The 23,599-nt window shown below is 43.9% G+C and carries 23 protein-coding genes and 1 pseudogene; 14 read left to right on the top strand and 10 right to left on the bottom strand.

Annotated elements, in window-relative coordinates:
• The first annotated feature begins 135 nt into the window (after positions 1-135).
• Both AAFP11_RS23160 and AAFP11_RS23155 read left to right on the top strand, forming a co-directional pair.
• Positions 136-1,251: a tocopherol cyclase family protein gene (locus tag AAFP11_RS23160; RefSeq protein ID WP_341739143.1), complete on the top strand. Its 1,116-nt coding sequence runs from the start codon at positions 136-138 to the stop codon at positions 1,249-1,251.
• 120 nt (positions 1,252-1,371) lie between these two features.
• Positions 1,372-1,869 carry a plastocyanin/azurin family copper-binding protein gene (locus tag AAFP11_RS23155; RefSeq protein ID WP_341739142.1) on the top strand — a complete coding sequence of 166 codons (498 nt, stop codon included), beginning with the start codon at positions 1,372-1,374 and terminating at the stop codon, positions 1,867-1,869.
• A 32-nt stretch (positions 1,870-1,901) separates the two neighbouring features.
• Here the strand turns inward: AAFP11_RS23155 and clpS are convergent, their stop codons facing one another.
• A complete protein-coding gene (clpS, locus tag AAFP11_RS23150) occupies positions 1,902-2,195 on the bottom strand; it encodes an ATP-dependent Clp protease adapter ClpS (RefSeq protein ID WP_340521737.1) in 294 nt (97 codons plus the stop codon).
• A gap of 230 nt (positions 2,196-2,425) precedes the next feature.
• Positions 2,426-3,028 (bottom strand): superoxide dismutase, encoded by a 603-nt coding sequence (locus tag AAFP11_RS23145; protein WP_340521726.1) that lies wholly within the window; start codon positions 3,026-3,028, stop codon positions 2,426-2,428.
• 800 nt (positions 3,029-3,828) lie between these two features.
• On the opposite strand from AAFP11_RS23145, the gene AAFP11_RS23140 reads away from it, so the two are divergent.
• Entirely contained in the window at positions 3,829-4,323 is a 495-nt protein-coding gene (locus tag AAFP11_RS23140; protein ID WP_341739141.1) for a phosphate-starvation-inducible PsiE family protein, read from the top strand.
• Positions 4,324-4,445: 122 nt separating this feature from the next.
• Here AAFP11_RS23140 and AAFP11_RS23135 read toward each other — a convergent pair whose 3' ends face one another.
• Positions 4,446-4,997: a peroxiredoxin gene (locus AAFP11_RS23135; protein ID WP_341739152.1), complete on the bottom strand. Its 552-nt coding sequence runs from the start codon at positions 4,995-4,997 to the stop codon at positions 4,446-4,448.
• Positions 4,998-5,127: 130 nt separating this feature from the next.
• Here AAFP11_RS23135 and AAFP11_RS23130 point away from each other — a divergent pair, with 130 nt between their 5' ends.
• A complete protein-coding gene (locus tag AAFP11_RS23130) occupies positions 5,128-6,462 on the top strand; it encodes a peptidylprolyl isomerase (protein ID WP_341739140.1) in 1,335 nt (444 codons plus the stop codon).
• A 58-nt stretch (positions 6,463-6,520) separates the two neighbouring features.
• Here AAFP11_RS23130 and AAFP11_RS23125 read toward each other — a convergent pair whose 3' ends face one another.
• Positions 6,521-7,177 (bottom strand): tetratricopeptide repeat protein, encoded by a 657-nt coding sequence (locus AAFP11_RS23125; protein WP_341739139.1) that lies wholly within the window; start codon positions 7,175-7,177, stop codon positions 6,521-6,523.
• A gap of 458 nt (positions 7,178-7,635) precedes the next feature.
• Between AAFP11_RS23125 and AAFP11_RS23120 the strand changes: the two genes are divergently transcribed.
• The 5 genes from AAFP11_RS23120 (at position 7,636) to AAFP11_RS23100 (ending at position 14,225) form a co-directional block, all read left to right on the top strand.
• Entirely contained in the window at positions 7,636-8,367 is a 732-nt protein-coding gene (locus tag AAFP11_RS23120) for a pentapeptide repeat-containing protein (RefSeq protein WP_341739138.1), read from the top strand.
• A 162-nt stretch (positions 8,368-8,529) separates the two neighbouring features.
• Positions 8,530-9,261 carry a cytochrome c biogenesis protein CcdA gene (locus AAFP11_RS23115; RefSeq protein WP_340521732.1) on the top strand — a complete coding sequence of 244 codons (732 nt, stop codon included), beginning with the start codon at positions 8,530-8,532 and terminating at the stop codon, positions 9,259-9,261.
• A gap of 213 nt (positions 9,262-9,474) precedes the next feature.
• The gene (locus AAFP11_RS23110; protein WP_341739137.1) at positions 9,475-10,887 is read left to right on the top strand and encodes a cytochrome c biogenesis protein; all 1,413 of its coding nucleotides are present in this window, start codon (positions 9,475-9,477) and stop codon (positions 10,885-10,887) included.
• 325 nt (positions 10,888-11,212) lie between these two features.
• Entirely contained in the window at positions 11,213-12,679 is a 1,467-nt protein-coding gene (gene purF, locus AAFP11_RS23105; protein ID WP_341739136.1) for an amidophosphoribosyltransferase, read from the top strand.
• Positions 12,680-13,139: 460 nt separating this feature from the next.
• Positions 13,140-14,225, top strand: coding sequence for a fatty acid desaturase (locus tag AAFP11_RS23100; protein WP_341739135.1), 1,086 nt, complete (start codon positions 13,140-13,142; stop codon positions 14,223-14,225).
• Between the two features lie 218 nt (positions 14,226-14,443).
• On the opposite strand, the gene AAFP11_RS23095 is transcribed toward AAFP11_RS23100, so the two are convergent.
• Both AAFP11_RS23095 and AAFP11_RS23090 read right to left on the bottom strand, forming a co-directional pair.
• Positions 14,444-14,887, bottom strand: coding sequence for an NUDIX hydrolase (locus AAFP11_RS23095; protein ID WP_340524254.1), 444 nt, complete (start codon positions 14,885-14,887; stop codon positions 14,444-14,446).
• A 10-nt stretch (positions 14,888-14,897) separates the two neighbouring features.
• On the bottom strand, positions 14,898-15,323 hold the full coding sequence (locus tag AAFP11_RS23090) for a DNA-binding protein (RefSeq protein ID WP_340524251.1): 426 nt from the start codon (positions 15,321-15,323) through the stop codon (positions 14,898-14,900).
• A 145-nt stretch (positions 15,324-15,468) separates the two neighbouring features.
• Between AAFP11_RS23090 and folD the strand changes: the two genes are divergently transcribed.
• Positions 15,469-16,341, top strand: coding sequence for a bifunctional methylenetetrahydrofolate dehydrogenase/methenyltetrahydrofolate cyclohydrolase FolD (gene folD, locus AAFP11_RS23085; RefSeq protein ID WP_341739134.1), 873 nt, complete (start codon positions 15,469-15,471; stop codon positions 16,339-16,341).
• Between the two features lie 182 nt (positions 16,342-16,523).
• On the opposite strand, the gene AAFP11_RS23080 is transcribed toward folD, so the two are convergent.
• The 3 genes and pseudogenes from AAFP11_RS23080 to AAFP11_RS23070 all read right to left on the bottom strand — a co-directional run bounded on the left by AAFP11_RS23080 (position 16,524) and on the right by AAFP11_RS23070 (position 19,124).
• Positions 16,524-17,405, bottom strand: a complete 882-nt coding sequence (locus tag AAFP11_RS23080; protein WP_341739133.1) for a TauD/TfdA family dioxygenase — start codon at positions 17,403-17,405, stop codon at positions 16,524-16,526.
• A 109-nt stretch (positions 17,406-17,514) separates the two neighbouring features.
• Positions 17,515-18,297 (bottom strand): annotated as a pseudogene (locus tag AAFP11_RS23075) (class II aldolase/adducin family protein); the annotation flags it as partial.
• Between the two features lie 56 nt (positions 18,298-18,353).
• Entirely contained in the window at positions 18,354-19,124 is a 771-nt protein-coding gene (locus tag AAFP11_RS23070) for a methyltransferase domain-containing protein (protein ID WP_341739132.1), read from the bottom strand.
• Positions 19,125-19,469: 345 nt separating this feature from the next.
• Here AAFP11_RS23070 and AAFP11_RS23065 point away from each other — a divergent pair, with 345 nt between their 5' ends.
• The 4 genes from AAFP11_RS23065 (at position 19,470) to AAFP11_RS23050 (ending at position 23,322) form a co-directional block, all read left to right on the top strand.
• Positions 19,470-20,342, top strand: a complete 873-nt coding sequence (locus AAFP11_RS23065) for a LysR family transcriptional regulator (RefSeq protein WP_341739131.1) — start codon at positions 19,470-19,472, stop codon at positions 20,340-20,342.
• A gap of 274 nt (positions 20,343-20,616) precedes the next feature.
• On the top strand, positions 20,617-21,543 hold the full coding sequence (gene crtE, locus AAFP11_RS23060) for a geranylgeranyl diphosphate synthase CrtE (protein ID WP_341739151.1): 927 nt from the start codon (positions 20,617-20,619) through the stop codon (positions 21,541-21,543).
• 14 nt (positions 21,544-21,557) lie between these two features.
• A complete protein-coding gene (locus AAFP11_RS23055) occupies positions 21,558-22,016 on the top strand; it encodes a divergent PAP2 family protein (RefSeq protein ID WP_341739150.1) in 459 nt (152 codons plus the stop codon).
• Between the two features lie 178 nt (positions 22,017-22,194).
• Positions 22,195-23,322 carry an AAA family ATPase gene (locus tag AAFP11_RS23050; protein WP_341739130.1) on the top strand — a complete coding sequence of 376 codons (1,128 nt, stop codon included), beginning with the start codon at positions 22,195-22,197 and terminating at the stop codon, positions 23,320-23,322.
• A gap of 11 nt (positions 23,323-23,333) precedes the next feature.
• Here the strand turns inward: AAFP11_RS23050 and AAFP11_RS23045 are convergent.
• A partial coding sequence (locus AAFP11_RS23045) for a hypothetical protein (RefSeq protein WP_341739129.1) occupies positions 23,334-23,599 on the bottom strand: 266 nt, incomplete at its 5' end.

The following is a 23,599-nucleotide window of genomic DNA, read 5'->3' as shown; positions in this document are numbered from 1 at the left end:
GAAGGAAGAAGGCCCTTCGACTACGCTGACTGAACCGGCAAGAAGGAATCAAACCCTTGAGCAAAGGTGAGTCGATAAGAATAAAAAATAAAAAGACAGTTTTTGTAAATTTACCATCCTCCTATTCATAATTTTATGTCAAATTCACTCTTAAAATACAAAAGTATTCAAACTCCCCACAGCGGCTATCACTGGGACGGCAGTTACCGTCGCTTTTTTGAAGGTTGGTACTATCGCATCACCTTACCAATCCACCAACAATCCTTTGCATTCATGTACTCCATCGAAGACCCCAGAGGCGGTCAACCTTACAGCGGCGGTGTCGCTCAAATTCTCGGCCCCAAAGACGAATATTTGTGTCGCACTTTCCCCGATGTAAACAAATTTTGGGCAGATAGAAACAAACTGGGATTAGGACATTGGGGCAAAACAGATTTACAAATCAAACCCGAATATTTAGCACCACAAGCATTTGATAACCACATCGAAGAAGGTTATCAAGCTACAGCCACCTTGCATCAAGGTTACTTACACGACCCAGGAAGTGGCAAACACTGTTATTGGCAGTATGAAATTAAACCAATTTACGGCTGGGGAAACTCCGATTCCATCCAGAAATCTACCGCAGGAATGCTATCTTTTCTGCCCATATTTGAACCCGGTTGGCAAATTTTAATGTCCCACGGTTTAGCCACAGGCTGGATAGATTGGAACGACCAACGCTATGACTTTACAGAAGTTCCAGCTTACAGCGAAAAAAATTGGGGCGGTGCTTTCCCTCAAAAATGGTTTTGGATTAATTGCAATTGTTTTCAAGGCGAGTCAGATTTAGCTTTAACTGCCGGTGGTGGCAAACGAGGCGTTTTGTGGTGGATGGAATCGGTGGCAATGATTGGTATCCATTATCGAGGAAAATTCTATGAATTTGCACCTTGGAATTCCCAAGTTACTTGGCATATTGAACCTTGGGGATACTGGAAAATGCAGGCAAAAAATAGTCAATTTGAAGTTGAGTTAATTGGCACTACCAATACTCTAGGTACCTATGTCCGAACTCCTACAGCCAAGGGGATGGCTTTTTGCTGCCGGGATACGACGCACGGTGAATTGCGGCTACAACTGCGAGAATTTTTGGGGGGAAATATTGACAAAAGTGGCAAGCAGCGTTCTAGAATTATTTTAGAGGCTGAAAGTTCTTTGTGTGGTTTGGAAGTTGGGGGCGGGCCTTGGGATGAAGTTTGGCAATTTTAGATTTGAGATTGCAGAATTTATAAGCCTATTTTCTCCCAGTGCGCGTAGGCGCACTTCGTTTGTATAGTAGCGACTTACAGTCGCCATAATTAAGTAAGAGTTACCTGATAATTAAATCCCATGCTCAAATCATTTCGATCGCAATTAGTGCAATTCTACCGCAGCCAGCGGTTCCCACAAACCTTAAAGCTAATTTTAGGGTTAATTCTCTGTTTTGGCACTCTATTAATTCCTGCGACAATTGCCAATGCAGGAGATTTATCACGCCAACCCATCACCGAAATTAGTGTGAGTTTGGGCAGTGAAACTGGGGAACTCAAATTTTTTCCCAATCTGCTAGAATTTGATTCTGGGAAACGTTATAAGTTAGTTCTGAAAAATCCCAGTTCGCAGAAACATTATTTTACTGCTAAAAACTTTGCTGATGCGAGTTGGACACAAAAAGTAGAAGCTGGGAAAGTGGAAATTAAAGGAGCTATTCACGAGTTGGAACTTAAACCCGGAGCTATGGCAGAATGGGTATTTATCCCCATGAAGTCGGGAACTTACAACCTTCGATGTACGGTAGCCGGACATACAGAGGCGGGAATGATTGGCAAAATTGCGATCGCCCCTTGAAATCCCATATCCCAGTTAATGTTAACATCCACTTAAGCGGACTCCAACGGTGCCATCGTCAGTCCAGCGCGGCTCAACTGCATATGATAAAGTTCTGCTTGCTCTTGTGGCCCAACCCACACCGTAGCTTGTCCTTCGTGATGGATTTGATTAGCAAGTTCCCAAGCTCTATCGCTTGTCATCCCTGGAATATATTTGGTCAAACATTCAACAACGTGCTGGAATGTATTGAAATCATCGTTGAGAACAATTACCCGATAATTTGGATAAGGCTTGCGGGTAACTTGACTCGATCGAACTGGAGCTATGGTCGGTGAAGAAGTCATCGCGCGAACAGCCACTGAAACTACAAACAGCATAAAAAATTTACCATTACTATTCTAACACGATCTCAGCCGATTTTAAATTTTAAATTTGAGATTGGACAATTACTCCCACGGCTCAATCTGCGTGGCTGTGAAGTTGACAAAAAGGCAGTCACTTTTTACAGAGTGACTGCCTCTAGGACTATTTTAGACTTTTGCCAACAGCGCGATCGCCGAGGGCAAAACCTCTACTAAGCCGCAGCCAAATTTGCTGCTGCAAAATCCCAATTAGCCAAGTTATCCAAGAAATTAGCAATGTAGTCAGGACGGCGGTTTTGGAAGTCCAAATAGTAAGCGTGTTCCCACACATCCAAAGTCAGCAATGGGATTTGACCATGGGCCAAAGGAGTATCGGCGTTGGCAGTTTTGGTAACTTTCAAAGTGCCATTGTCTAAAACCAGCCAAGCCCAGCCACTACCGAACTGAGTTGTCGCAGCAGCCTTGAATTCTTCTTTGAATTTATCGAAGCTGCCGAAGTCAGCGGTGATTTTGTCAGCTAAAGCTCCCGTCGGAGTGCCACCACCACCTGGTTTGAGAGAATTCCAGAAAAAATTGTGGTTCCAAACTTGACCTGCATTGTTAAAAATGCCTGCTTTGGATGAGTCTTTGGCAGATTCCTTGACAATCTCTTCGAGAGATTTGCTGGCAAGTTCAGTGCCTTCAATCAGTTTGTTGAGGTTGGTCACGTAAGCAGCGTGGTGCTTGTCGTGATGGAACGAAAAGGTATTGGCCGACATATGGCCTGACTCTAGAGCGTCAGCGGCGAAGGGTAATGGTGCAAGTTCAAATGCCATTGTGTTCAATCCTCTCTGGATTACTTTTAGTTTTTGGGTTGACTCTCAGGCTTTTGTGTGATTAGAGCCTTTAGTCCCTAGCCTGAGTCGATCGAGCTATTTGACACTCCCCTGCCTAAAGGCGAGGGGATTCTTAATTCAGCGACTGACCTTTAAGTGTTACGTCCTTTCGGCAATACTCAAACCTTTTAACCGTGGGAATTCCACCAATTAACGAGCCTGATTCGCAGCCACCCCAGAGGGTCTATCTCCAAAAGCTTACTAGGATACTGACCTAGAGTTTGGGTGTGCCCCACCCTACTTAACAAGACTAGAATAGTTTGTTTTTCTGGTTTTGAGACTGTGTTAAGCCTCTAGCTGTTTAAAGAGTTTTCGCCGCTCTTTGCCCCCCCGTTTATGCCTAAAAGTGTGTCTCATGTCCCGTTTCACGAGGGCATTGCGAGTTTAACCTCGACTATTGCAGTATACTACGATTACTGGAATTGGCAGAAGTTTTAGGAATAAATTAAAGCCGTCCTAAAAGGACGGGGTTTTAGACCCGACTCCTTTGATAACAATTACAGCATTTAAGCATTTTCAGTTCTAGCTTTTACCTGTAAAAACTTTCAAACGCCAGCCTTTAATACCATAAAGCTTGGCAGAATGTCAACCCACCTGCGATGTACCTAAAAGTTTGTGTAAATTTTTAATGTGACGCAAGTTTTATCATGGTTATAAATAAATTAAACCATTGTATTGTCAAATATCAGCTCTATTTAACTTAAGCTGTAAACAAGTCAAACAAGTCGCAGGAGCCATCAATGCAAAAGCCTTTAAACAACTCCACGAGCCATGCCTCACCATGGTTAAATCTGAAACTAATTGTTAGCGCTCTGGAAACAGTCCAAGACTTAATTGTAATTTCCTTATGTATCGGTTTGTTCTGCTTCATGGTACTGGAACTTCGAGAAATGTTTTTCTCGCTGTTGCCTCCGTTGAATTTCAAGCAAGTGACGGCTGATATTCTATTTTTATTAGTTTTAGTTGAACTATTTCGATTATTAATTATTTACTTGCAAGAGCAGCGAGTTTCCATTGGTGTTGCTGTGGAAGTTTGTATTGTATCAGTTTTACGAGAAGTAATCGTGCGGGGAGTGCTGGAGACTCCCTGGGTTCAGATATTATCTACAGGTGGATTTTTGCTAGTTTTAGGAATGTTGCTGGTAATCCGAGTCTGGTTGCCGCCAACCTTTGAGGGAATTGACCCAGAACGCCGGATGTCTAGGAGCAATAGAAATCTTTACGACGAGGAATAACATCCTGACTACGCACCTCTTTGTCATGGAGGCGATCGCTTTGCTAGTCAGGGATTGAGTCTCGAATGCTCAATTTTTGACTAGCAACCTATTTAATTCGTATGATTCCAGGTAATACAATATTATCTCTGAGCTTGCAACTCACCCAACTTTGCCAGGACTTCTTGAGAGTGAATTGCCGGATTAATCTTCACAAAAGTTGCCCGCAAAATGCCCTTTGGATCGATAATAAAACTGTGTCGTGCCGAGATAAAATTCATCCAAGAACCGTAAGCTTTACTCACTTTTCCGTCCGTATCAGCTAACAGGGGAAATTTCAAACCTTCCGAATCACAAAATTCGGCGTGGGAATTGACATCATCAGCGCTAATACCGATAATTCGAGCATTCTTTGCCAAGTATTTCGGCAAGTCTTGCTGGAATCTGCGCGCTTCGATCGTACAACCAGATGTAAAATCTTTGGGATAGAAATAAACTACCAGCCACTTACCGCGATAATCGGAGAGAGACACTTGTCCGCTACCGCTATTAGTCGGTAAAGTAAACTCCGGTGCTGGTTGATTCACCTGGGGAAGCTTGCCACCAAGGGCGGCAGCGGGGGCTGCAAAATTAAAACTTAAAACAACTAGACAAATTGCCACGAAAGTGCTAAAAAAGTAGCGGCGGGAGAGCATAATTTTAGAACTAGAACTGTACTTAACACAAGTTAACAGTTTTCTGATTAAATAGGTAGGGGCAATTTGTGGATTATTCCTAGATTGTTCCGAAAAGCTAAATATCACTCACTAAAATAGCAATTTACTTATGGCCGCTGCACTCCCGTTATCAGGCAAAGCTACTGTAGTCCAGGTAATTAATGGTCAACCCGTTGCGATCGAAGTTGATGGCACTAATGCCCCAATTACCGCAGGCAATTTTGTAGACTTAGTTGAGCGTGGCATCTACGACGGGGTGATGTTTCACCGAGTTGTGCGTCAACCCACTCCTTTTGTGGTGCAAGGTGGCGATCCGCGCAGCAAAGATACCACAATTCCGGCAAGTCAATTAGGAACGGGCAATTTTATTGACCCGGATACCAATCAAGCTCGTTTTATTCCTTTGGAAATTAAGCCCCAAGGAGCTACCGAACCTGTTTACAACCAAGTTCTTACCCAGACTCCGCAGTTACAGCACACTGTCGGGGCTGTGGCCATGGCTCGTGCTACTGCTTTGAATACGGCTTCTTCCCAGTTCTATTTTGCTTTGGATGATTTGCAGTTTTTAGATGGTAATTATGCTGTTTTTGGCTATGTTACTCAAGGTTTTAATACGGTAAATGCGGTGCAGCAGGGCGATCGCATTTCTAGCGCTAAAGTTGTTCAAGGAATCGTCCCCAGTCGGGTTTCTAGTATCATTAGCGATGTTACTTTACTGAACAATTTCGTTAATACTACCAATCTGGTCAATCTGCCTTTGCGATCGCTCAAATTGGCCAACACCCCCAATAACTATCAAGTCACTTCCCAAGATTTTCAGCAAAATCCCAGCGGTGTACTGGGAGGTAGTGCCAGCGATCGCATAACTGGTTCACCAACCAATGATGCAATTAATGGTGGCCAAGGCAATGATACCATCAGTGGTGAAGTTGGTGACGACTTTTTGCGAGGTGGCAAAGGTAATGACTTAATTAGCGGTGGTGTTGGCAACGATATTTTGATTGGAAATCTGGGTGACGATAATCTCAATGGAGATGCTGGTAACGACTTTTTGCGAGGTGGCAAAGGTAACGATGTTTTAATTGGTGGTGATGGCAACGATATTTTAATTGGAGATGCAGGTGCTGATACCCTGACCGGTGGTGCAGGTGGTGATACTTTTGTTCTAATTACTGGTAACAATATACCTGTGGATAATACGAGCGATCTAATTCTTGATTTTGTACCAGGAGAAGATCGCATTGGCATTACCAGCAGTTTATCCAGCGTTGGATTTACTGCCTCTGGAAGCAACACTCTGATTCAATTGGGAGGGGTAACTTTGGCAACAGTTCAAAATGCCACCCCTACCGCAGTTCAAAACGCGGCGTTTGCCATTAACTTTGCTACTATTTCTCGTCCCAATGACTTGCCAGTTGGTGATGCAGCTTTTAGAATTGGCTAAGTTGGCGATCGCTCTGAGAACCCCGGCTTTTTTTAAGAAGTCGGGGATGTAGGTAAATCTAGTACCATAATTCTGTAATTTTAGCAACTGCTTCGTGATAATCTTCTATTTTATCCTGAGCCTTAAACAGCTCTGCTGATTTCTGAAAATCCTCAAATCCTCCGGGAATATCTTTCAATTTATATTTAGCTATTCCACGGTTAAAATAAGCTTTACCAAAATCAGGTGCGATGCGAATTGCTGAATCAAAATCTGCCATTGCCGCCACATAATCATCTATTTTTAAGTAGATAGTGCCACGTCGAAAGTAACTTTTGCCTGTATAGGGATTAAGTAGCACAGCTAAACTATAATCGGCGATAGCTGCGGGATAATCTTCTAAGCGAGTTAGCATAAATCCCCGATTGTTGTAATACTTATCTCCTTCGGGATTAATACCAATGGCTGTGGTTAAATCTTCTAAAGCTAATAGTTTATAACCTAATTTGTAACGGGTTATGCCTCGGTCATTATAAGCGGGAGCGAAGTCAGGATTTATTTCCATAGCGCAGCTAAAATTTTTTACCGCACCGTGCAAGTCGCCGTCTTCTAAATTTTTCAAACCATCAAGGTAAAAATTTTTAGTCTTAGCATTTAAGATTTCTGACTTTCGCGAATCAGAAGTACAGTCAGACAATAATTTGTCCGCCAGATTAGTTAATCCTAAAAAATCCATCGAATTTACAATACTTGTGACAATTAATCTGCTGGGAAGGATGGCGATAGTGGGCATAGGAAAGCGAGGATTTAACTGTACTCTTTTATTTTCTGCGATTTTGTAGCTTTAGGCAGTGATATTAATACTGTCAGGATGGTGATTATATTGATGAGATGCGGTGATGGTTGGGTATTGACTTGTGTGAGGAGATTTGGCCTTAGTGAGTGAGGCAGATCACAACTCAGGGCAATTTTCCCCAGAGACTATCTAGTCTAGCCTTTGCAGGTAATGGGTCCGATCGGGTGCTGCAATCCATCTACACACCTCAACCAACAGAATACCCAGATATCCTAGTGCTTACAGAATTCGGGGATATAACAGCAGAATTACTTTTCAGTAAAATTTCTGATGAAAGTTGCGCATTATTTGCTATAATTTAATTATTCCTTAAGAATCTATTGCTCAACTTAGTGTCAATGAAAATAGTTCTGAAGTTAAAAAAAATCGTGGTGACAATAGGGGCGATCGCCCTATTCACTCTTTGTTTAACTCCTCCAGCGATGGCGGCTAATGCTCAGGATATTAGTCAAATAGAAAAAGATAATTGGTGCGTCAGCTTTTTGTGGAAGCAATGCGATTTAAGCGGTGCTGATTTAAGCGGTGCTAATCTCCAAGACGCTAACCTCAGCGGTGCTAATTTAAGCGGAGCAAACTTGTCCGGCGCTAACTTAAAAAATGCCGACCTTTCTGATGCCGATCTCACTGGTGCCAACTTAGCAAATTGTGATATTTTTGGCACAGACCTCAGTAAAGCTAACTTGACCGCAGCTAATTTAAATCATAGTCGATTGTGGGATGCAAATTTGACTTTAGCCAATTTGACTAGGGCAAATTTAAAAAATGCGAATGTTTTAGATTCTCGACTCTGGGGAACAAATCTCACCAAAGCTAATTTAACTGATGCTACGCTCCATGGCGCTGATTTGCAATATGCCAATTTGGCTGACAGTAATTTAACGGGTGCGGACTTGCAAAGCTTCTTGTTCAGAGGTTATAAACAACTAACGAACCTCAGTAATGCTAATTTAGAAGGTGCGGTTTTAACGAGAGCTAATCTCGAAGGTGTCTTACTTTCGGGGGCGGTGATGCCTGACGGTTCTATTAATGACGAAGTTGCGATTAATTTCAAGTCTAGTTCCTGGGATTAATGTCGATAATAACCAAGCTACCAGTGCCACTTTTTTGGGGTGCGGTCTACTTTTTTCCTGTTAGGTAGTCAATCAATTTAGCTAAGATTTATATTTTTTAACCGAAGTACACCCTATCTGTTACAATTTTAAATAAACCCAGAACAGCACCAAACACTCGTAATGGAAACCCTGCAAAACAAAATTTACGAACTAGCACAATTTGCTAATACTTTAGTCAACTCTCAACTTACACACCTCAGTTTCGTTAGCGTCGGAGTCATCTTTTTGGCTGGGTTGCTAACGAGCTTAACTCCCTGTATGCTTTCCATGTTGCCGATTACCATCGGCTATATCGGTGGCTACGAAGCCAAAAGTCGTCTCCAAGCTGCTACTCAGTCGGCTTGGTTTTCCCTAGGATTGGCGACAACTCTTGCTGGTTTGGGTATTTTAGCTTCATTTGCTGGGCAGGTTTATGGCAAAATAGGCATAGGTTTGCCGATCGTTGTTAGCATTATTGCTATTTTAATGGGGCTGAATTTACTGGAAGCTTTACCTTTGCAAATGCCCTCTTTTGATGCTGTGGCTTTGGTGCCGAAGAATTTGCCCGCTGGAGTGCGATCGTACTTATTGGGCTTAAGTTTTGGTTTGGTGGCCTCTCCGTGCAGCACTCCTGTTTTGGCTACCCTCTTAGCTTGGGTTTCCAAGACTGGAGATACGTTTTTAGGTGGTGTTTTGTTACTGTTTTATGCTGCGGGCTATGTGGCTCCTTTGATTATAGCAGGGACTTTTACTGCGAGTATTAAAAAGTTGTTGGAATTGCGCCGTTGGTCTAGTTGGATTACGCCTGTTAGTGGTATTTTGTTGGTAGGATTTGGCGTTTTTTCTCTGCTTTCTCGCTTACTTCCTGCTTGAGTTTTGTAGTCAGGACTTGACCTAGGGTTTCAACATATACCGATCGCGGCGGTGTTGGTGATTTTTTTTACGAACCGCGAAGGCGCGAAGAACACGAAGGAAGAAAGGAAAGAGAAGGGAGTCTGAGTTGATTGAGTTGTCTGAGCAACATGATCTAGCGGTTCTCAAGTAGTTGAGGTGCGTTAGCTAAAAATTACCTATTACCAATTACCAATGACATCTAAAGAATTATTTCTATCTAAGTTATCGGAATGGGCGACTGCTCCTCAAAGGTTTTTTAAGCGAGAAGTTTTGCCGGTGCTGGCTGATTTGCGGTTGGCAATTATTTTGTTGTTGGCGATCGCCTTTTTTAGTATTTCTGGCACTGTGGTCGAGCAAGGTCAATCTGTGGCTTTTTATCAGTCCAATTATCCAGAACACCCGGCTCTTTTTGGATTCCTCAGTTGGAAAGTTTTACTAATTGCAGGATTAGATCATGTATACCGCACTTGGTGGTTTTTGTCAATCCTGATTTTGTTCGGAAGCAGCTTGACGGCTTGTACTTTTACTCGACAGTTTCCGGCGCTAAAAGCCGCCCGTCGCTGGAAATTTTATGAAGAACCGAAGCAGTTTGAAAAATTAGCCCTGAGTGCGGAGTTGGGAACTGGTTCTTTAACTTGTTTAGAAGAACTTTTGCAGCAAAAAAAATATCTGGTGTTTCGAGAAGGAGAGAAAGTTTATGCTCGTAAGGGCATAATTGGTAAAATTGGCCCGATTATTGTTCACGCCAGTATGCTGATTATTTTAGCTGGGGCGATTTGGGGTACGATGACTGGTTTTATGGCTCAAGAAATGGTTCCGAGTGGTGAAAATTTTCAGGTGCAGAATATCACGGATACGGGACCTTGGGCGGGGCCGCAAATACCGAAGGATTGGTCGATGCGTGTCAATCGGTTCTGGATCGATTATACTCCTAGCGGTGCGATCGACCAGTTTTATTCTGATTTATCAGTTTTGGACAAAGCAGGTCAAGAGGTCGATCGCCAAACTATTCATGTTAACAAGCCTCTGAGATACCGAGGAGTGACTTTTTATCAAGCAGATTGGTCGATCGCTGCTGTGCGGGTTCGCCTCAACAAAAGCCCGGTTTTGCAACTACCAATGGCTCAGTTAGATACTCAAGGTAAAGGCCGGATTTGGGGTGCTTGGATTCCTACTAAACCTGATTTGAGTGCTGGTGTTTCTCTGTTAGCTAAAGACTTGCAAGGAACTATGTTAGTTTATGGCATGGATGGCAAGTTGTTAACTACTGTTCGCGCTGGTAGTGCTATAGAAGTTAATGGAGTGATGCTGACAATTGATGAAGTTGTTGGTAGCACGGGATTACAAATTAAAGCCGATCCGGGAATTCCGATTGTTTATACTGGCTTTGGGTTGCTGATGTTGAGCGTGCTGATGAGCTATCTGTCTCACTCCCAGATTTGGGCTTTGGAAACAGAGGGCAAACTTTATGTTGGTGGCCGGACTAATCGGGCTCAGGTGACTTTTGAAAGAGAGGTTGTGGAGATTTTGGATAAGTTAGCTGCATCGAAACAACAGGTTGAACAAAGTGCGATCGCCCCTACTTCTTTAGCTAATCAAAACTAATTTTAGGGCCGCTAACTCTCACTTTCTGCCTTTGTTTCCGTCTATTGCTGAACTAGCTTGGAAAGTTGTTGAGGGCGGGTATCCGATGTTACCGGGGGCGATCGCTCTCCGGTAATTTACCCTAATATCTAGAGATATAGGCGATCGATACTACAATCCCATTCAATGTCCCACAGTGGCTGCTAGAATCCCAAAAAAATTGAACTTAATGTTCCATCCGTGGCAATATTAAGGAATTGTTAAGTTATGCGACGGTTTCGCAAACAAAACTTCCCGCACAAATAGTCCCGCAAATCCACCGTTCCCATTAGGAGCCAACCCATCTATGATTCCCAACCATTCCTTCGCGGCTGACGAGCATTCTAGCAAACCTGACAAGCCCGAGGAAGCTTGCGGCGTTTTCGGTATCTACGCACCTGGTGAAGATGTCGCCAAGTTGACCTATTTTGGTTTGTATGCGTTGCAGCACCGGGGCCAGGAATCCGCAGGCATTGCCACCTTTGATGGCGATCGAGTATACCTGCACAAAGACATGGGACTGGTTTCCCAAGTCTTCAATGAATCTAGTTTAGGTCACTTGCCCGGTAATTTAGCCGTAGGTCATACTCGCTACTCTACTACTGGCTCGTCGCGGGTTGTCAACGCTCAACCTGTGGTCGTCGAAACTCGTTTGGGAAGTCTGGCTCTAGCACATAACGGGAATCTTGTCAATACCAAAGAATTGCGGGAAGAATTGCTGTCTCGGAACTGCGAGTTTGTGAGCACGACGGATTCAGAGGCGATCGCCGTGGCGATCGGTTCCCAGGTAGACAAGGGTAAAGATTGGCTCGAAGCAGCCATCAGTGCCTTTGGGATGTGCCAAGGAGCCTTTAGTTTGACCATCGCCACCCCCAAAGGTGTCATGGGTGTCCGCGACCCTCACGGAGTGCGCCCCTTGGTAATTGGCACACTCCCGACAAATCCGGTACGGTATGTTTTGGCATCGGAAACTTGCGGATTAGATATTATCGGTGCGGAATTTTTGCGCGACGTAGAACCGGGAGAATTAGTTTGGATCACAGAGGAAGGTATGGCTTCCTTTCACTGGAGTCAGCAACAAAAACGCAAACTTTGCATCTTTGAAATGATCTATTTTGCTCGACCCGATAGCATGATGGAAGGTGAAAGTTTGTACAGCTATCGCCTACGAATCGGCCGTTTATTAGCAGCCGAATCTCCGGCAGATGCTGATATAGTCATCGGCGTTCCTGATTCGGGAATCCCAGCGGCGATCGGTTTTTCTCAAGCTTCCGGCATTCCCTACGCGGAAGGATTGATTAAAAATCGCTACGTCGGACGCACTTTTATTCAGCCTACTCAAACCATGCGGGAGTCAGGAATCCGCATGAAACTAAACCCTCTGCGAGATGTGTTGGAAGGAAAACGGGTGATCATTATCGATGATTCCATCGTCCGTGGCACTACCAGTCGCAAAATTGTCAAAGCCTTGCGAGATGCTGGTGCCACCGCAGTTCACATGAGAATTTCTTCGCCACCTGTGACTCATCCTTGTTTCTACGGCATTGACACCGACAATCAAGATCAGTTGATTGCTGCTACTAAGTCTGTCGCTGAAATCGCAGATCAAATTGAGGTTGATTCTTTGGCTTTCTTGAGTTGGGAAGGAATGCTTAAGGCGACCAATGAAGATACGAACAGTTTCTGTTCTGCGTGTTTTACCGGCGATTATCCGATCGAGGTTCCCGAATTGATTAAACGAGCCAAGCTAATATTAGAAAAAGCTGCAACTTAGAAGAAGTCATTAGTCAGTAGTCAGTAGTCATTAGTCATTAGTCATTTGTTAATTGCTACCAATGCCCGATGCCCAATACTTCGGCTACGCTCAGCACAGGTGCCCGATGCCCTTCTGCCATAACTTATTGCCAGACTGTGTGTAGAAATGTTAAATTAACTTAGCTCTGCCACTGGCAGACTGGAGATAGTCCCTCCAAAACCTCACTCTCAGATCGAAGTCGCATTTCGCACTTCCAACGGGCACAGGAGATTTTTTCAGATAACAGGGTCGATCGCACAAATTTTCCCCCTACCAGCATTCCCCAAGCCACTGGGCTGGAGAATCGCCGACGGATGATTTCCTGCGAACTAAATAACTTTAGAAACCCTTACTGAGTATAAATTATGGCTCCTTGGAGCCAAAGTGACTGATAAGTAACGAAATGCGGTTTCTCAAGTCAGCTTAAATCGGAAACTTCGTGCAATTAAATACAGTTCTCAATCAGCCGAGCGATAAAAGCTCATCCTCTCGTACAACAGAGTTACCTTTTACTCTTGCTGATATCAAATCAGCCATTCCAGCCCATTGTTTTGAACCCTCGGTTGGGAAATCCCTTGCTTACTTCTTCTTGGATCTTGGAATCATCGCAGGCTTATATGCGATCGCCTATACCCTTGATTCCTGGTTCTTTTATCCCATATTCTGGTTAATGCAGGGAACCATGTTTTGGGCATTGTTTGTAGTCGGCCACGACTGTGGACACGGTTCCTTCTCCAAGAGCAAATGGCTCAACAACCTGATCGGACACCTTTCCCACGCTCCAATTCTCGTACCCTTCCACGGTTGGCGGATCAGCCACAGAACCCACCACGCCAATACAGGTAGCTTAGATACTGACGAAAGCTGGTATCCAGTGTCCGAGAGCAAATACAATCAAATGCCCTGGTATGAAAAGCTGGGACGCTTCTATTTGATGTTATTTGCCTATCCAATTTATCTATTTCGTCGATCGCCCGATCGGGTAGGTTCTCACTTCATGCCCGGTAGCCCCATTTTCCGTCCTTCCGAAAAATGGGATGTATTAACCAGCACAGCATCCTTAATAGTAATGGTCGGATTTTTGGGTGCGTTAACCTATCAATTTGGTTGGCTGTTTTTACTCAAATTCTACTTGGTTCCCTATGTAATTTTCGTGATGTGGTTGGATTTGGTAACATTCCTGCACCACACAGAGCCAGATATCCCCTGGTATCGTGGAGACGACTGGTACTTCTTGAAAGGTGCCTTATCAACGATCGATCGGGATTATGGCATCATCAACCCTATCCATCACGACATCGGCACTCACGTAGCCCACCATATTTTCTCCACAATGCCACACTATCACTTGAAGGAAGCAACAGAAGCCATCAAGCCAGTGTTAGGCGATTATTATCGCAAATCAAGCGAGCCAATTTGGAAAAGCTTTATTCGCTCTTACTGGGATTGTCATTTTGTTTCCGATACAGGATCTAAAGTGTACTACGAATCGCCTAACAGTCGGAGTTCTACCCAAGTGAAGTAAATCCACTAGGACTTACCAAAAACCCCGGTTTCTGAACCTAAATTTGTCATTTCAAATTGATAAAAATGTGAAGAAACCGGGCTTTTTATATCAAATCCGTTGACATCGTAATTATTATTTCTCTCTTCTCTTTCTCTGTGTCCTCTGTGTCCTAGTCAGGTTTAATCATTCCGATACAACCGGAATTGATATTATTTTTTATATTTAAAATTGTTATATTATGACCTCTGACTTCTTCCTTCAACATCTGCTATAAAATTCAACAAAATACGTTGGTGAGCAACACCCAAAGGTCGCACATCTCCTGACTGCTGCGAAAAGCATTTTCCAGCCCGAATTTCCTCCGGTGTCAACAACTTCAGATCCCAACCCTCAAGCAAAACTAAATCATTGACATCGACATCAAGTTGTGCATGAAAAACATGGCGGATCACATCTCCTTCTACATCCTCACAAAAAAAAGAAACACTGGGAGGAGCATAACTAATTTCCTCCTTCAATTCCCGTAGGACAGCAACTTCCGGCGTTTCTTCCGGTTCCATATGGCCACCAAACAAAGCCCAATGTCCGGGATATCTAATATGAGGCACATCATCCCGCAACTGGCACAGAAACTTGCCATCTCGGTACAAAATAGCGATCGCAACGTAAATATTAGTCATTAGTTATTAGTTATTGGTTATTAGTTATTGGTTTACGTTGAAGCAGTTCAACTTCTTCAATATAAACCTCACCTAAATCTTCAGCCAAACCCTTGAGCTTAATACTTTTATAGCGAACTTGCCCCTTGAGCATAATTTCATCTCCTAGCTGTGGCAAAGCCTGCTTAGTTAAAACCCAAATACTACCACTAGCATCTTGAAGTTGATAAGCGGCCTTCCCCACAAATGGAGCGCGATTTTCCACCTTTCCCTGGAGATAAACCTCCGTATCCACTTGCCGCTTTTGTTGAATAGCACTAATTTTAGAAACATTAAAACCAAAATTAAATTTAGACGCAGGCAAATTTGCACAACTTAGTAAACCGCTAGTGAGCGCGAGGAATAAACAACCCATGGAGAACTTTTGAAGCAAAACTTCCTTTATTGCATTAGTCATCTTTCAAATGATTTGAAATGTGAGATCCGACTCAACTTTAACCAAAATCCAGAGAATCGATCGAAACTAAGCAATTTCGACATTATAGTCCTTGGCGACGGTTAAGCTAAAATCTAAAATCGTCAGCCCTAACCCAGAGTCTACTATGGATGCCAAAACTGCTCAAATACTAGATGGTAAAGCTTTAGCAACAAAGATTCAAAGCGAGCTGAGCGATCGAGTTCGTTCCCTACAAACCCAGATTGGGCGTCCTCCGGGACTTGCGGTACTGATGGTGGGCGACAACCCAGCCAGCGCAGCTTACGTGCGAAACAAAGAACGAGCCTGCGCTAAAGTTGGCATAGCTTCCTTTGGTCAGCATTATCCCGCAAATGCAACTCAAGCCGAACTCGAACTTGCAATTCATGCACTCAACCAGGACGATCGAGTAGACGGGATTTTAGTACAACTCCCACTTCCAGAGCACTTAGACGCAATTTCCCTACTCTACCAAATTGCCCCCGCCAAAGATGCAGACGGACTCCACCCTGTAAATTTAGGCAGCCTGGTACGGGGAGAAAAAGGTTTACGCAGTTGTACTCCCGCCGGAGTCATGCGACTGTTGCAAGAATACCAGATTGACTTAAAAGGAAAAAATGCCGTAGTTTTGGGGCGGAGTATTTTGGTAGGTAAACCGATGGCGCTAATGCTATTAGAAGCCGATTGTACAGTGACAGTAGCTCATTCGCGGACGAAAAACCTAGAATCCATCACCAGCCAAGCCGATATCTTAATCGCCGCCGTCGGGCGCACAGAAATGATTACAGCTAATATGGTCAAACCAGGGGCCGTAGTCATCGATGTCGGTATTAACCGCGTTGTCAATCCAGACGGTACTAGCCGGTTGGCGGGAGATGTGGACTTTGATGCTGTTAAAACAGTAGCCGAATTTATCACACCAGTGCCGGGAGGAATCGGGCCAATGACTGTGGCGATGCTTTTGGAAAATACCGTTTCTAGTTACAGCCTCAAGAAGTAGGGTGCGTCGCTGTCAGATTTTATATCGTAGTGGAAGATTGTCGATGGCGACGCACCTTATACCACTGTAGGGTGCGTCGCTGTGAGATTTTAGATTGGATTTGAATATTGTTGATGGCGACGCACCCTACGGCTTGACAACAACAACGCGAATTCTGCGGTAATCTACCATCCAAATACCATTTAGAATGGAAACGCTGGAGAACATAACCGCAAATAAATCTCCCGTTGATTATCAGAAAAAGCTCTTCTGCCGTGCATGATTCTAGTATTGTCAACCATTAGAATATCCCCTGTTTTCCAGGATATTTCTGTAGTTATTCTGTCCGCCAATTCATTAAGCTCAGAAACAATATCATCAGTAATTTCTGAATCATCATCAAAGCAAACTACGTTTTTATATCTATGTATTGCTGGCAATAAACTGTTGATAAAGGTCGGATATTTTCCACATCTACTTGAGTGTATTGCTGGAGAGATAAATTGAAGATCGATTGATTCATCTTCGTTGATTTGCAATAGTAAATTATTGCTTTTACAGGTCTGTTCTACTACTCTTAAATCATCAGTTTTGTATTGTGTCTGCCAACGCTCCTTATCCAAATGACCCAAAAATTTTAATTTTTTATTCCTAAATAACTCTTTGAGTGGACTACTGAGCTCATTAAACAATTGCCTGCCATCACATAGTATTGTTTCACCATCTTCTGATGCTGGATGAGCGCAGAAAAACCAAAGCATCAACGGAATATCTTTCTGATAGTACATTTCTCCATGCAGTTTAATCTCATCTTTAAAATCATTGACCGTTAAAATAGTTGCATTCCCATTAATTATTCGGCGATTAAACACGCCGCCGGTGTAATCCATAAAATCTTTACTAAGGGAGTTAGTGAATTCGGTAAAAGTGTCAACACTATTTTCAAAACCTCTAAAAAGTAAGAAACCATAAGATTTAAACTGGTTAATAATTTCTTCCCTGTCCAGGTCTAAAATATTGATATTATCCCTATTGATGATTTGTTGAGAAAAATTTTCTGATAAAAGCTGTGTATTTACCTTCATCTCTATCTCCTAGCTATTTTCTATTTTGTACAGAGTGTGGTTGAAAAAATTAGTGCCGATTCCTTGAGATTTCTAAATAGTCCTCAATTCAAAATTCATCAAACCTGCTTTACTCCAACAGTTCAGGTTGTTGATGTACGATTAATTCGTAAAGCGGTTGAAAGCTAAACCAGCCTAGCTGATGTGAGCCTACCTGGCGCTGCGCCAGACGAGCATTGTCGGAGTCGATGAGGATGGGTGTGCCAGCCGCCTCTGCCAACAACTGCGCCTGACAAGAACGTTCCATTGCCACAAACCACCAAGCCGCTTCATCAACTGAATGACCCACCGTGAGTAGACCGTGGTTGCGTAGGATCATGGCTTTCTTCTGACCTAGTGCTTGGGCGATGCGCTTGCCTTCCTCAAGTTCGAGAACTACTCCCGTGTAGTCATCAAACAGGCTGTGGTCTTCGTAGAAGGAACAGGCATCTTGGGTGAGGGGGTCGAGGAGACGACCGAGGCTAGACCAGCTTTTGCCGTAAATTGAATGAGCGTGTGCTGCTGCTACGACATCAGGACGGGCTGCATGAATTTGAGAATGGATGGCATAAGCTGCCGTATTAATAGGCTTGTTGCCCTCTATAACTTCACCGTGACGGTTGACCAGGATCAGGTCGCTGACCCGGATCAGACTGAAATGCCTACCCAATGGGTTGACCCAGAAGTGTTCCGGGTATTCGGGGTCGCGGACAGTAATGTGCCCTGCGATGCCCTCACTAAACCCAAAGTGTCCAAACAGACGTAAGGCCGCTGCCAGGCGCTGCTGGCGATGACGGCGTTCTTCCTCGATCGTAGCAAAAGTCGGAGGCTCAAAGATGACTGGGAGTTCTTTTAATGTAGGCATAGATTGTGTTTCTGATACATTATTTTGATCTTCCTACAAAATTTAAATATGAGACAAGATATTTGTCAATAGGAATTTTTGACAGCAACTACGCGAATTCGGCGATAATCTGCAATCCAAGTACCATCATGATACTGTGTCGATCGCAAACGATGTTCAACTTGTTTAATTACCTGCGATCGCACTTCCTCAGACAGCCCAGAAAAAAACCCGCCAGCAAACATTTCAATCCAATTTAGCATACCAGCATCACCGCCTTCGAGAAGAGTCGGGCGATCGAACAAAACCGCATAACGCACCTCAAAACCCTGCTTTTCCAAAAGCCCAGCATACTCACCAACACTCGGAAAATACCAAGGATTAAGCGACGCAGGCGACTCGCAACCAATTTCCGACAAAACACTCAAAATTGCCCCAACTATAGCCCCCACATTGCCCTTACCCCCAAACTCAGCCACAAAAAGCCCACCCGGCTTCAGTGATTTTGCCACGCAATTAATCACAGCATCCGCTTCCTTAACCCAATGCAAAACAGCATTAGAAAAAACAGCATCCAGCGGTGCAACAACTTCAAAATCACGAGCATCAGCCACAGCAAAATCAAGCTGAGGATAATTAGAGCGAGCCTTAGCAATCATCGACAAAGATGAATCAATCCCATGCACAAAAGCTCCGCTTTCAGCAATCTTTGCGGTTAATTGTCCCGTACCGCAACCTAAATCTAAAATCCGTTCACCAGCCTTGGGAGCAAGTAATTTCAAAAGCGATTCGCCGTATTGCCAAACAAAACCATGATTTCCCTCATAAAGCCCCGAATTCCAAAAATCTTGTAACATCCTTCTTTCCTCTTCACTTCGTGTCCTTAGCGCCTTCGCGGTTCGTTACTAAATTACTGACCAGCAAGCATAGAAATTGCCTCCCCCTCAATTCGGCAAACCCTTCTCACCTTAATATCTAAGTTTGCCATTTCTGAATTCTCCATTTTTTAGATAACACAAGTTGACAATTAAATCATTAAATTTCCAATTACTTATTTCCAATTCCCCCCTTACCTATTCCCCATTACCTATTACCAATTCCCCCATTACCTATTCCCCAATTATCAATTGCTAATTATCAAAATGTCCAATATCTGTTTAATTAACAACTTATACTTTTAAAATATTAATGAATGGAAAATTATGGAACTACGACATTTGCGTTATTTCATTGCGGTTGCAGAAGAATTGAATTTCACTCGCGCAGCCGAAAAACTGCATATGGCTCAACCTCCGCTGAGCCAACAAATCCAGCAGTTAGAAACTGAGTTAGGGTTTCAATTGTTTCGGCGCACCAAACGGACGGTAACACTAACGGAAGCAGGACAGGTTTTTTTTGAGGAGTCGAAAAAAATTCTGCTGCAACTCGATCGCGCTATTCAACTTGGCCAACAGACAAATCGGGGTGAATTGGGACAATTGACGATCGGCTTTGTGAGCTCTGCTTCTCATAATGTGGTTCCGGCCATTTTGCAGGCTTTTCGCACTTTGCATCCAACGGTAAAGCTCGAATTGCGAGAAATGACCACAAATCAACAGTTACATCAATTGCGAGAAGGACAAATAGACATTGGCTTCATTCGCCCTCCGGTGGATGAGGGGATAAATTCGGAAATTGTGTTTCGGGAACCGTTAATCGTGGCTTTGCCGCAAACGCATCAATTGGCTGATCGCGCCCAGGTAGAATTGAGACAACTTTCCGCCGAACCTTTTATCCTGTTTCCGCGTTCCCTGGCTCCGGGATTGTACGATCGCATCATCAGTTTTTGTCAACAAGCAGGCTTTAGCCCGATCGCCGCTCAAGAAGCGATTCAAATACAAACCATTGTGAGTCTAGTCGCCGCCTCCATGGGAGTGGCGATTGTCCCGGAGTCGATGCAAAATTTCCAGCGCAGCGGTGTTGTTTACAAACAGTTACAAGAACCAAGCCCGATCGTGTCGATCGCTCTGATTTGGTGCGACAATCCCACACCAGTGCTGCTGCGGTTTTTGGAAGTCGCCACACACAGGAGTTGATTGGGAATTAAAACTGATGCAGGAACTGGGTTGGGAGTCAAGCTGAGGGAGGGCAACTCTTAACATTTATTTGGAAATCTGGTTGTTGTATTACCCGCGCCTCAGTTGTGTGGGAGAAAGTTTTGAAAATTCAAAATAAGTTTCTGTGCAATCACACCCATAGAATGATTAAATGAAATTCAGATTTCGGGCGATCGCCACTGTACAAGTTGGTTCGATCGACCCGCATAAATCAAAGTATCCTTTCGTCACATTAAGTACAAGAGAGCAAGGGATGGTATTGGCAACAGAAATGGATTCGTCCCAACCGGAATCCGCTTTCGACTTATCTACTTACCTAGTCGAGCAAAAAAAGGCGATCGAGGTAGCTCTCGACAGTGCGCTGCCGGTCATCTACCCAGAGAAAATTTACGAAGCCATGCGCTACTCCCTGCTAGCAGGTGGCAAACGGCTACGTCCGATCCTATGTCTAGCAGGCTGCGAAATCGCCGGTGGCACTACCCAAATGGCAATGCCCACAGCTTGCGCCTTGGAAATGATCCACACCATGTCGCTCATCCATGACGATTTGCCCGCAATGGACAATGATGACTATCGGCGCGGCAAACTGACTAACCACAAAGTCTACGGCGAAGACATCGCAATTTTGGCCGGCGATGGCTTATTGACCTATGCCTTTGAATTTATCGCCACTCAAACTCAGAACGTACCCCCCCATCAAGTGTTGCAAACGATCGCCCATTTAGCGCGGGCATCGGGAGCTGCTGGACTTGTAGGTGGTCAGGTGGTTGACTTGGAATCGGAAGGATTGAAAGATGTTTCTCTCGAAACCTTGAATTACATTCACGCTCACAAAACCGGTGCGCTGTTAGAATCCTGCGTAGTTTGCGGGGCAATTCTCGCTGGAGCATCTGAGGCGGATTTGCAGCGGCTTTCTCGTTTTGCTCAAAATATTGGGCTAGCTTTCCAGATTATTGATGACATTCTGGATATTACTGCTACTGCCGAAGAACTCGGTAAAACCGCTGGCAAAGATGTTCAAGCCGGAAAAGTGACCTATCCTAGTTTATGGGGAATCGAGGAGTCAAGGCGTCAAGCTAAACAACTTGTTGCTGATGCTCAGGCTCAATTAGCAGTGTTTGGGAATAAAGCCCAACCGCTGTTGGCGATCGCAGATTATATTACCAGTCGCAGTAACTAGAAATGCCAAACACTATGCAGGAAATTTGCAGCGGCATCTTAAACAATCATGTACTCGTGGTTTCTCTAATCGCTTGTCTGGCTGCTCAAGTATTGAAATTGCCGATCGAACTAATCAAAAATCGCAAGTTTAATCTTCAGTATTTAGTAACAACCGGAGGAATGCCCAGCTCTCATTCATCTTTTGTAGGTGCTTTGGCTGCTGGGGTGGGACAAACTTTGGGCTGGGAAAGTCCAGAGTTTGCGATCGCGGCGATTTTTGCGATAATTGTCATGTACGATGCTGCTGGAGTCCGCCAAGCTGCCGGCAAACAAGCTCGAATCCTCAACCAAATTATTGATGAGTTTTTTGAAGAACACCACAACTTGAATGAGGCTCGTCTCAAGGAGTTGCTAGGACACACTCCTTTTCAAGTGTTTGTCGGTTTGGGGCTGGGAATAACTATTTCTTGGCTGGCCGGGCCTGCTTATTAAGTTGGGAGTTGGGAGTAGATTTGGGGCCCTGGTGTTTTTTGACCCCACCGAAACACAGATATAAGCCCCCGACTTAAGTTGTGAGCAGCCCCAAATTTTAGATCAAAGTTCAAGCTCCCAGATTTATCTGTAAGTTCAAAAAGTTTTTTCACTTCTCACTCCTTGGAATTGTTTTGCTATGCTCCAAAGACTATATGTAAACAACTTCAGATGCCTAGAAAACTTTGAACTGCTCATAAAAGGGATGCCATCTGCTCTTTTGATTGGAAAAAACGGTGCAGGTAAATCAACTATTGCCTCTGCATTAGAAGTCCTTCAGAAGATTTGTCGAGGTACCAATAGAATGCGTGACCTGGAAAAACTTAACCTTATTAGCCGGAAAGATTTCGCTCGTGGAAGGTCTGATGTTCCGATCCGGTTTGAAATAGAAGTATTACTCGAAGATAAATCATACAAATATGTCCTTGCCTTGGAGTTGCCAGAAAAATTTAGAGAGCTTCGAGTTTTTGAAGAGCAACTGCTAGTTGCAGGAGAGCCAATTTACTCTCGAAAAGAAGCCCAAGTCACTCTTCACACCAGCTCCCAAAATCGTGAAGCTCAGTTTATGGTAGATTGGCATCTTGTTGCCCTGCCAGTAATTCAGGAGCAATCTGAGAGTGATCCGCTTCATATTTTCAAAACTTGGCTGGCTCGCATGATCATTTTAGCCCCGATTCCCAGCTTGATGACGGGAGACTCAAACGGTGAAACTTTGGAGGCAAAGCGAGATGGTTCAAACTTTGGGGAGTGGGTTTCTGGCTTACTGAGTCGCTATCCTGCCGCCTACACACAGCTTGTTGATAAATATCTCCGAGAAGTCATGCCTGACATTCAGGATTTTCTGAATGAACTAATCGGCAAAGACTCGAAAAGCATGATTGTTCGGTTTGAAGAAAATAATGCGAATCTGAGTATTGAATTTAATGACTTATCTGACGGGGAAAAATGCTTTTTTCTTTGCGCTGTCGTCTTGGCTGCTAACAAATTTTATGGCCCACTTTTTTGCTTCTGGGATGAGCCTGATAACTATCTATCCTTATCGGAGGTAGGACATTTTGTCATGTCTCTGCGACGCTCATTTAAGAATAGTGGTCAAATTTTAGTGACTTCGCATAATGAAGAAGCAATCCGCAAGTTTTCAAATGAAAATACTTTTATATTAGATCGAAAAAGCCACTTAGAGCCAACTTTGGTCAGATTGCTCAGTGACATACCTGTTAGAGGCGATTTGATAAATGCCTTGATTAGTGGCGACATAGAGCTATGAGTAATAAGTATCTACCGCACATTCATGTGTTGGCAGAAGATGATGCTAATCGCCAGATTGCCAACGGATTTCTTCTTGAGCCAAACCTTGATAACCGTGCTGTTAAAGTTCTGCCAATTCGTGGTGGTTGGGGAAAAACTTTGGAAGAATTCAATAGACATCTCCAATAATTCCAATCCCTTCCCCCGCTTGGTTTCGGGAGTTGAGCCCTTTAAGGGGCTCAACTCCCGAAACCAACGCTTTAATAAGGGTTTCAACGGTTGGTCAACAAGAACTA

The organism is Microcoleus sp. CAWBG640 (genome assembly GCF_020883015.1).
GTDB classification, from domain to species: Bacteria; Cyanobacteriota; Cyanobacteriia; order Cyanobacteriales; family Microcoleaceae; genus Microcoleus; species Microcoleus anatoxicus.
The sequence above is the reverse complement of the archived record's forward strand: the minus strand, read 5'-3'. Positions and strand labels throughout refer to the sequence as shown.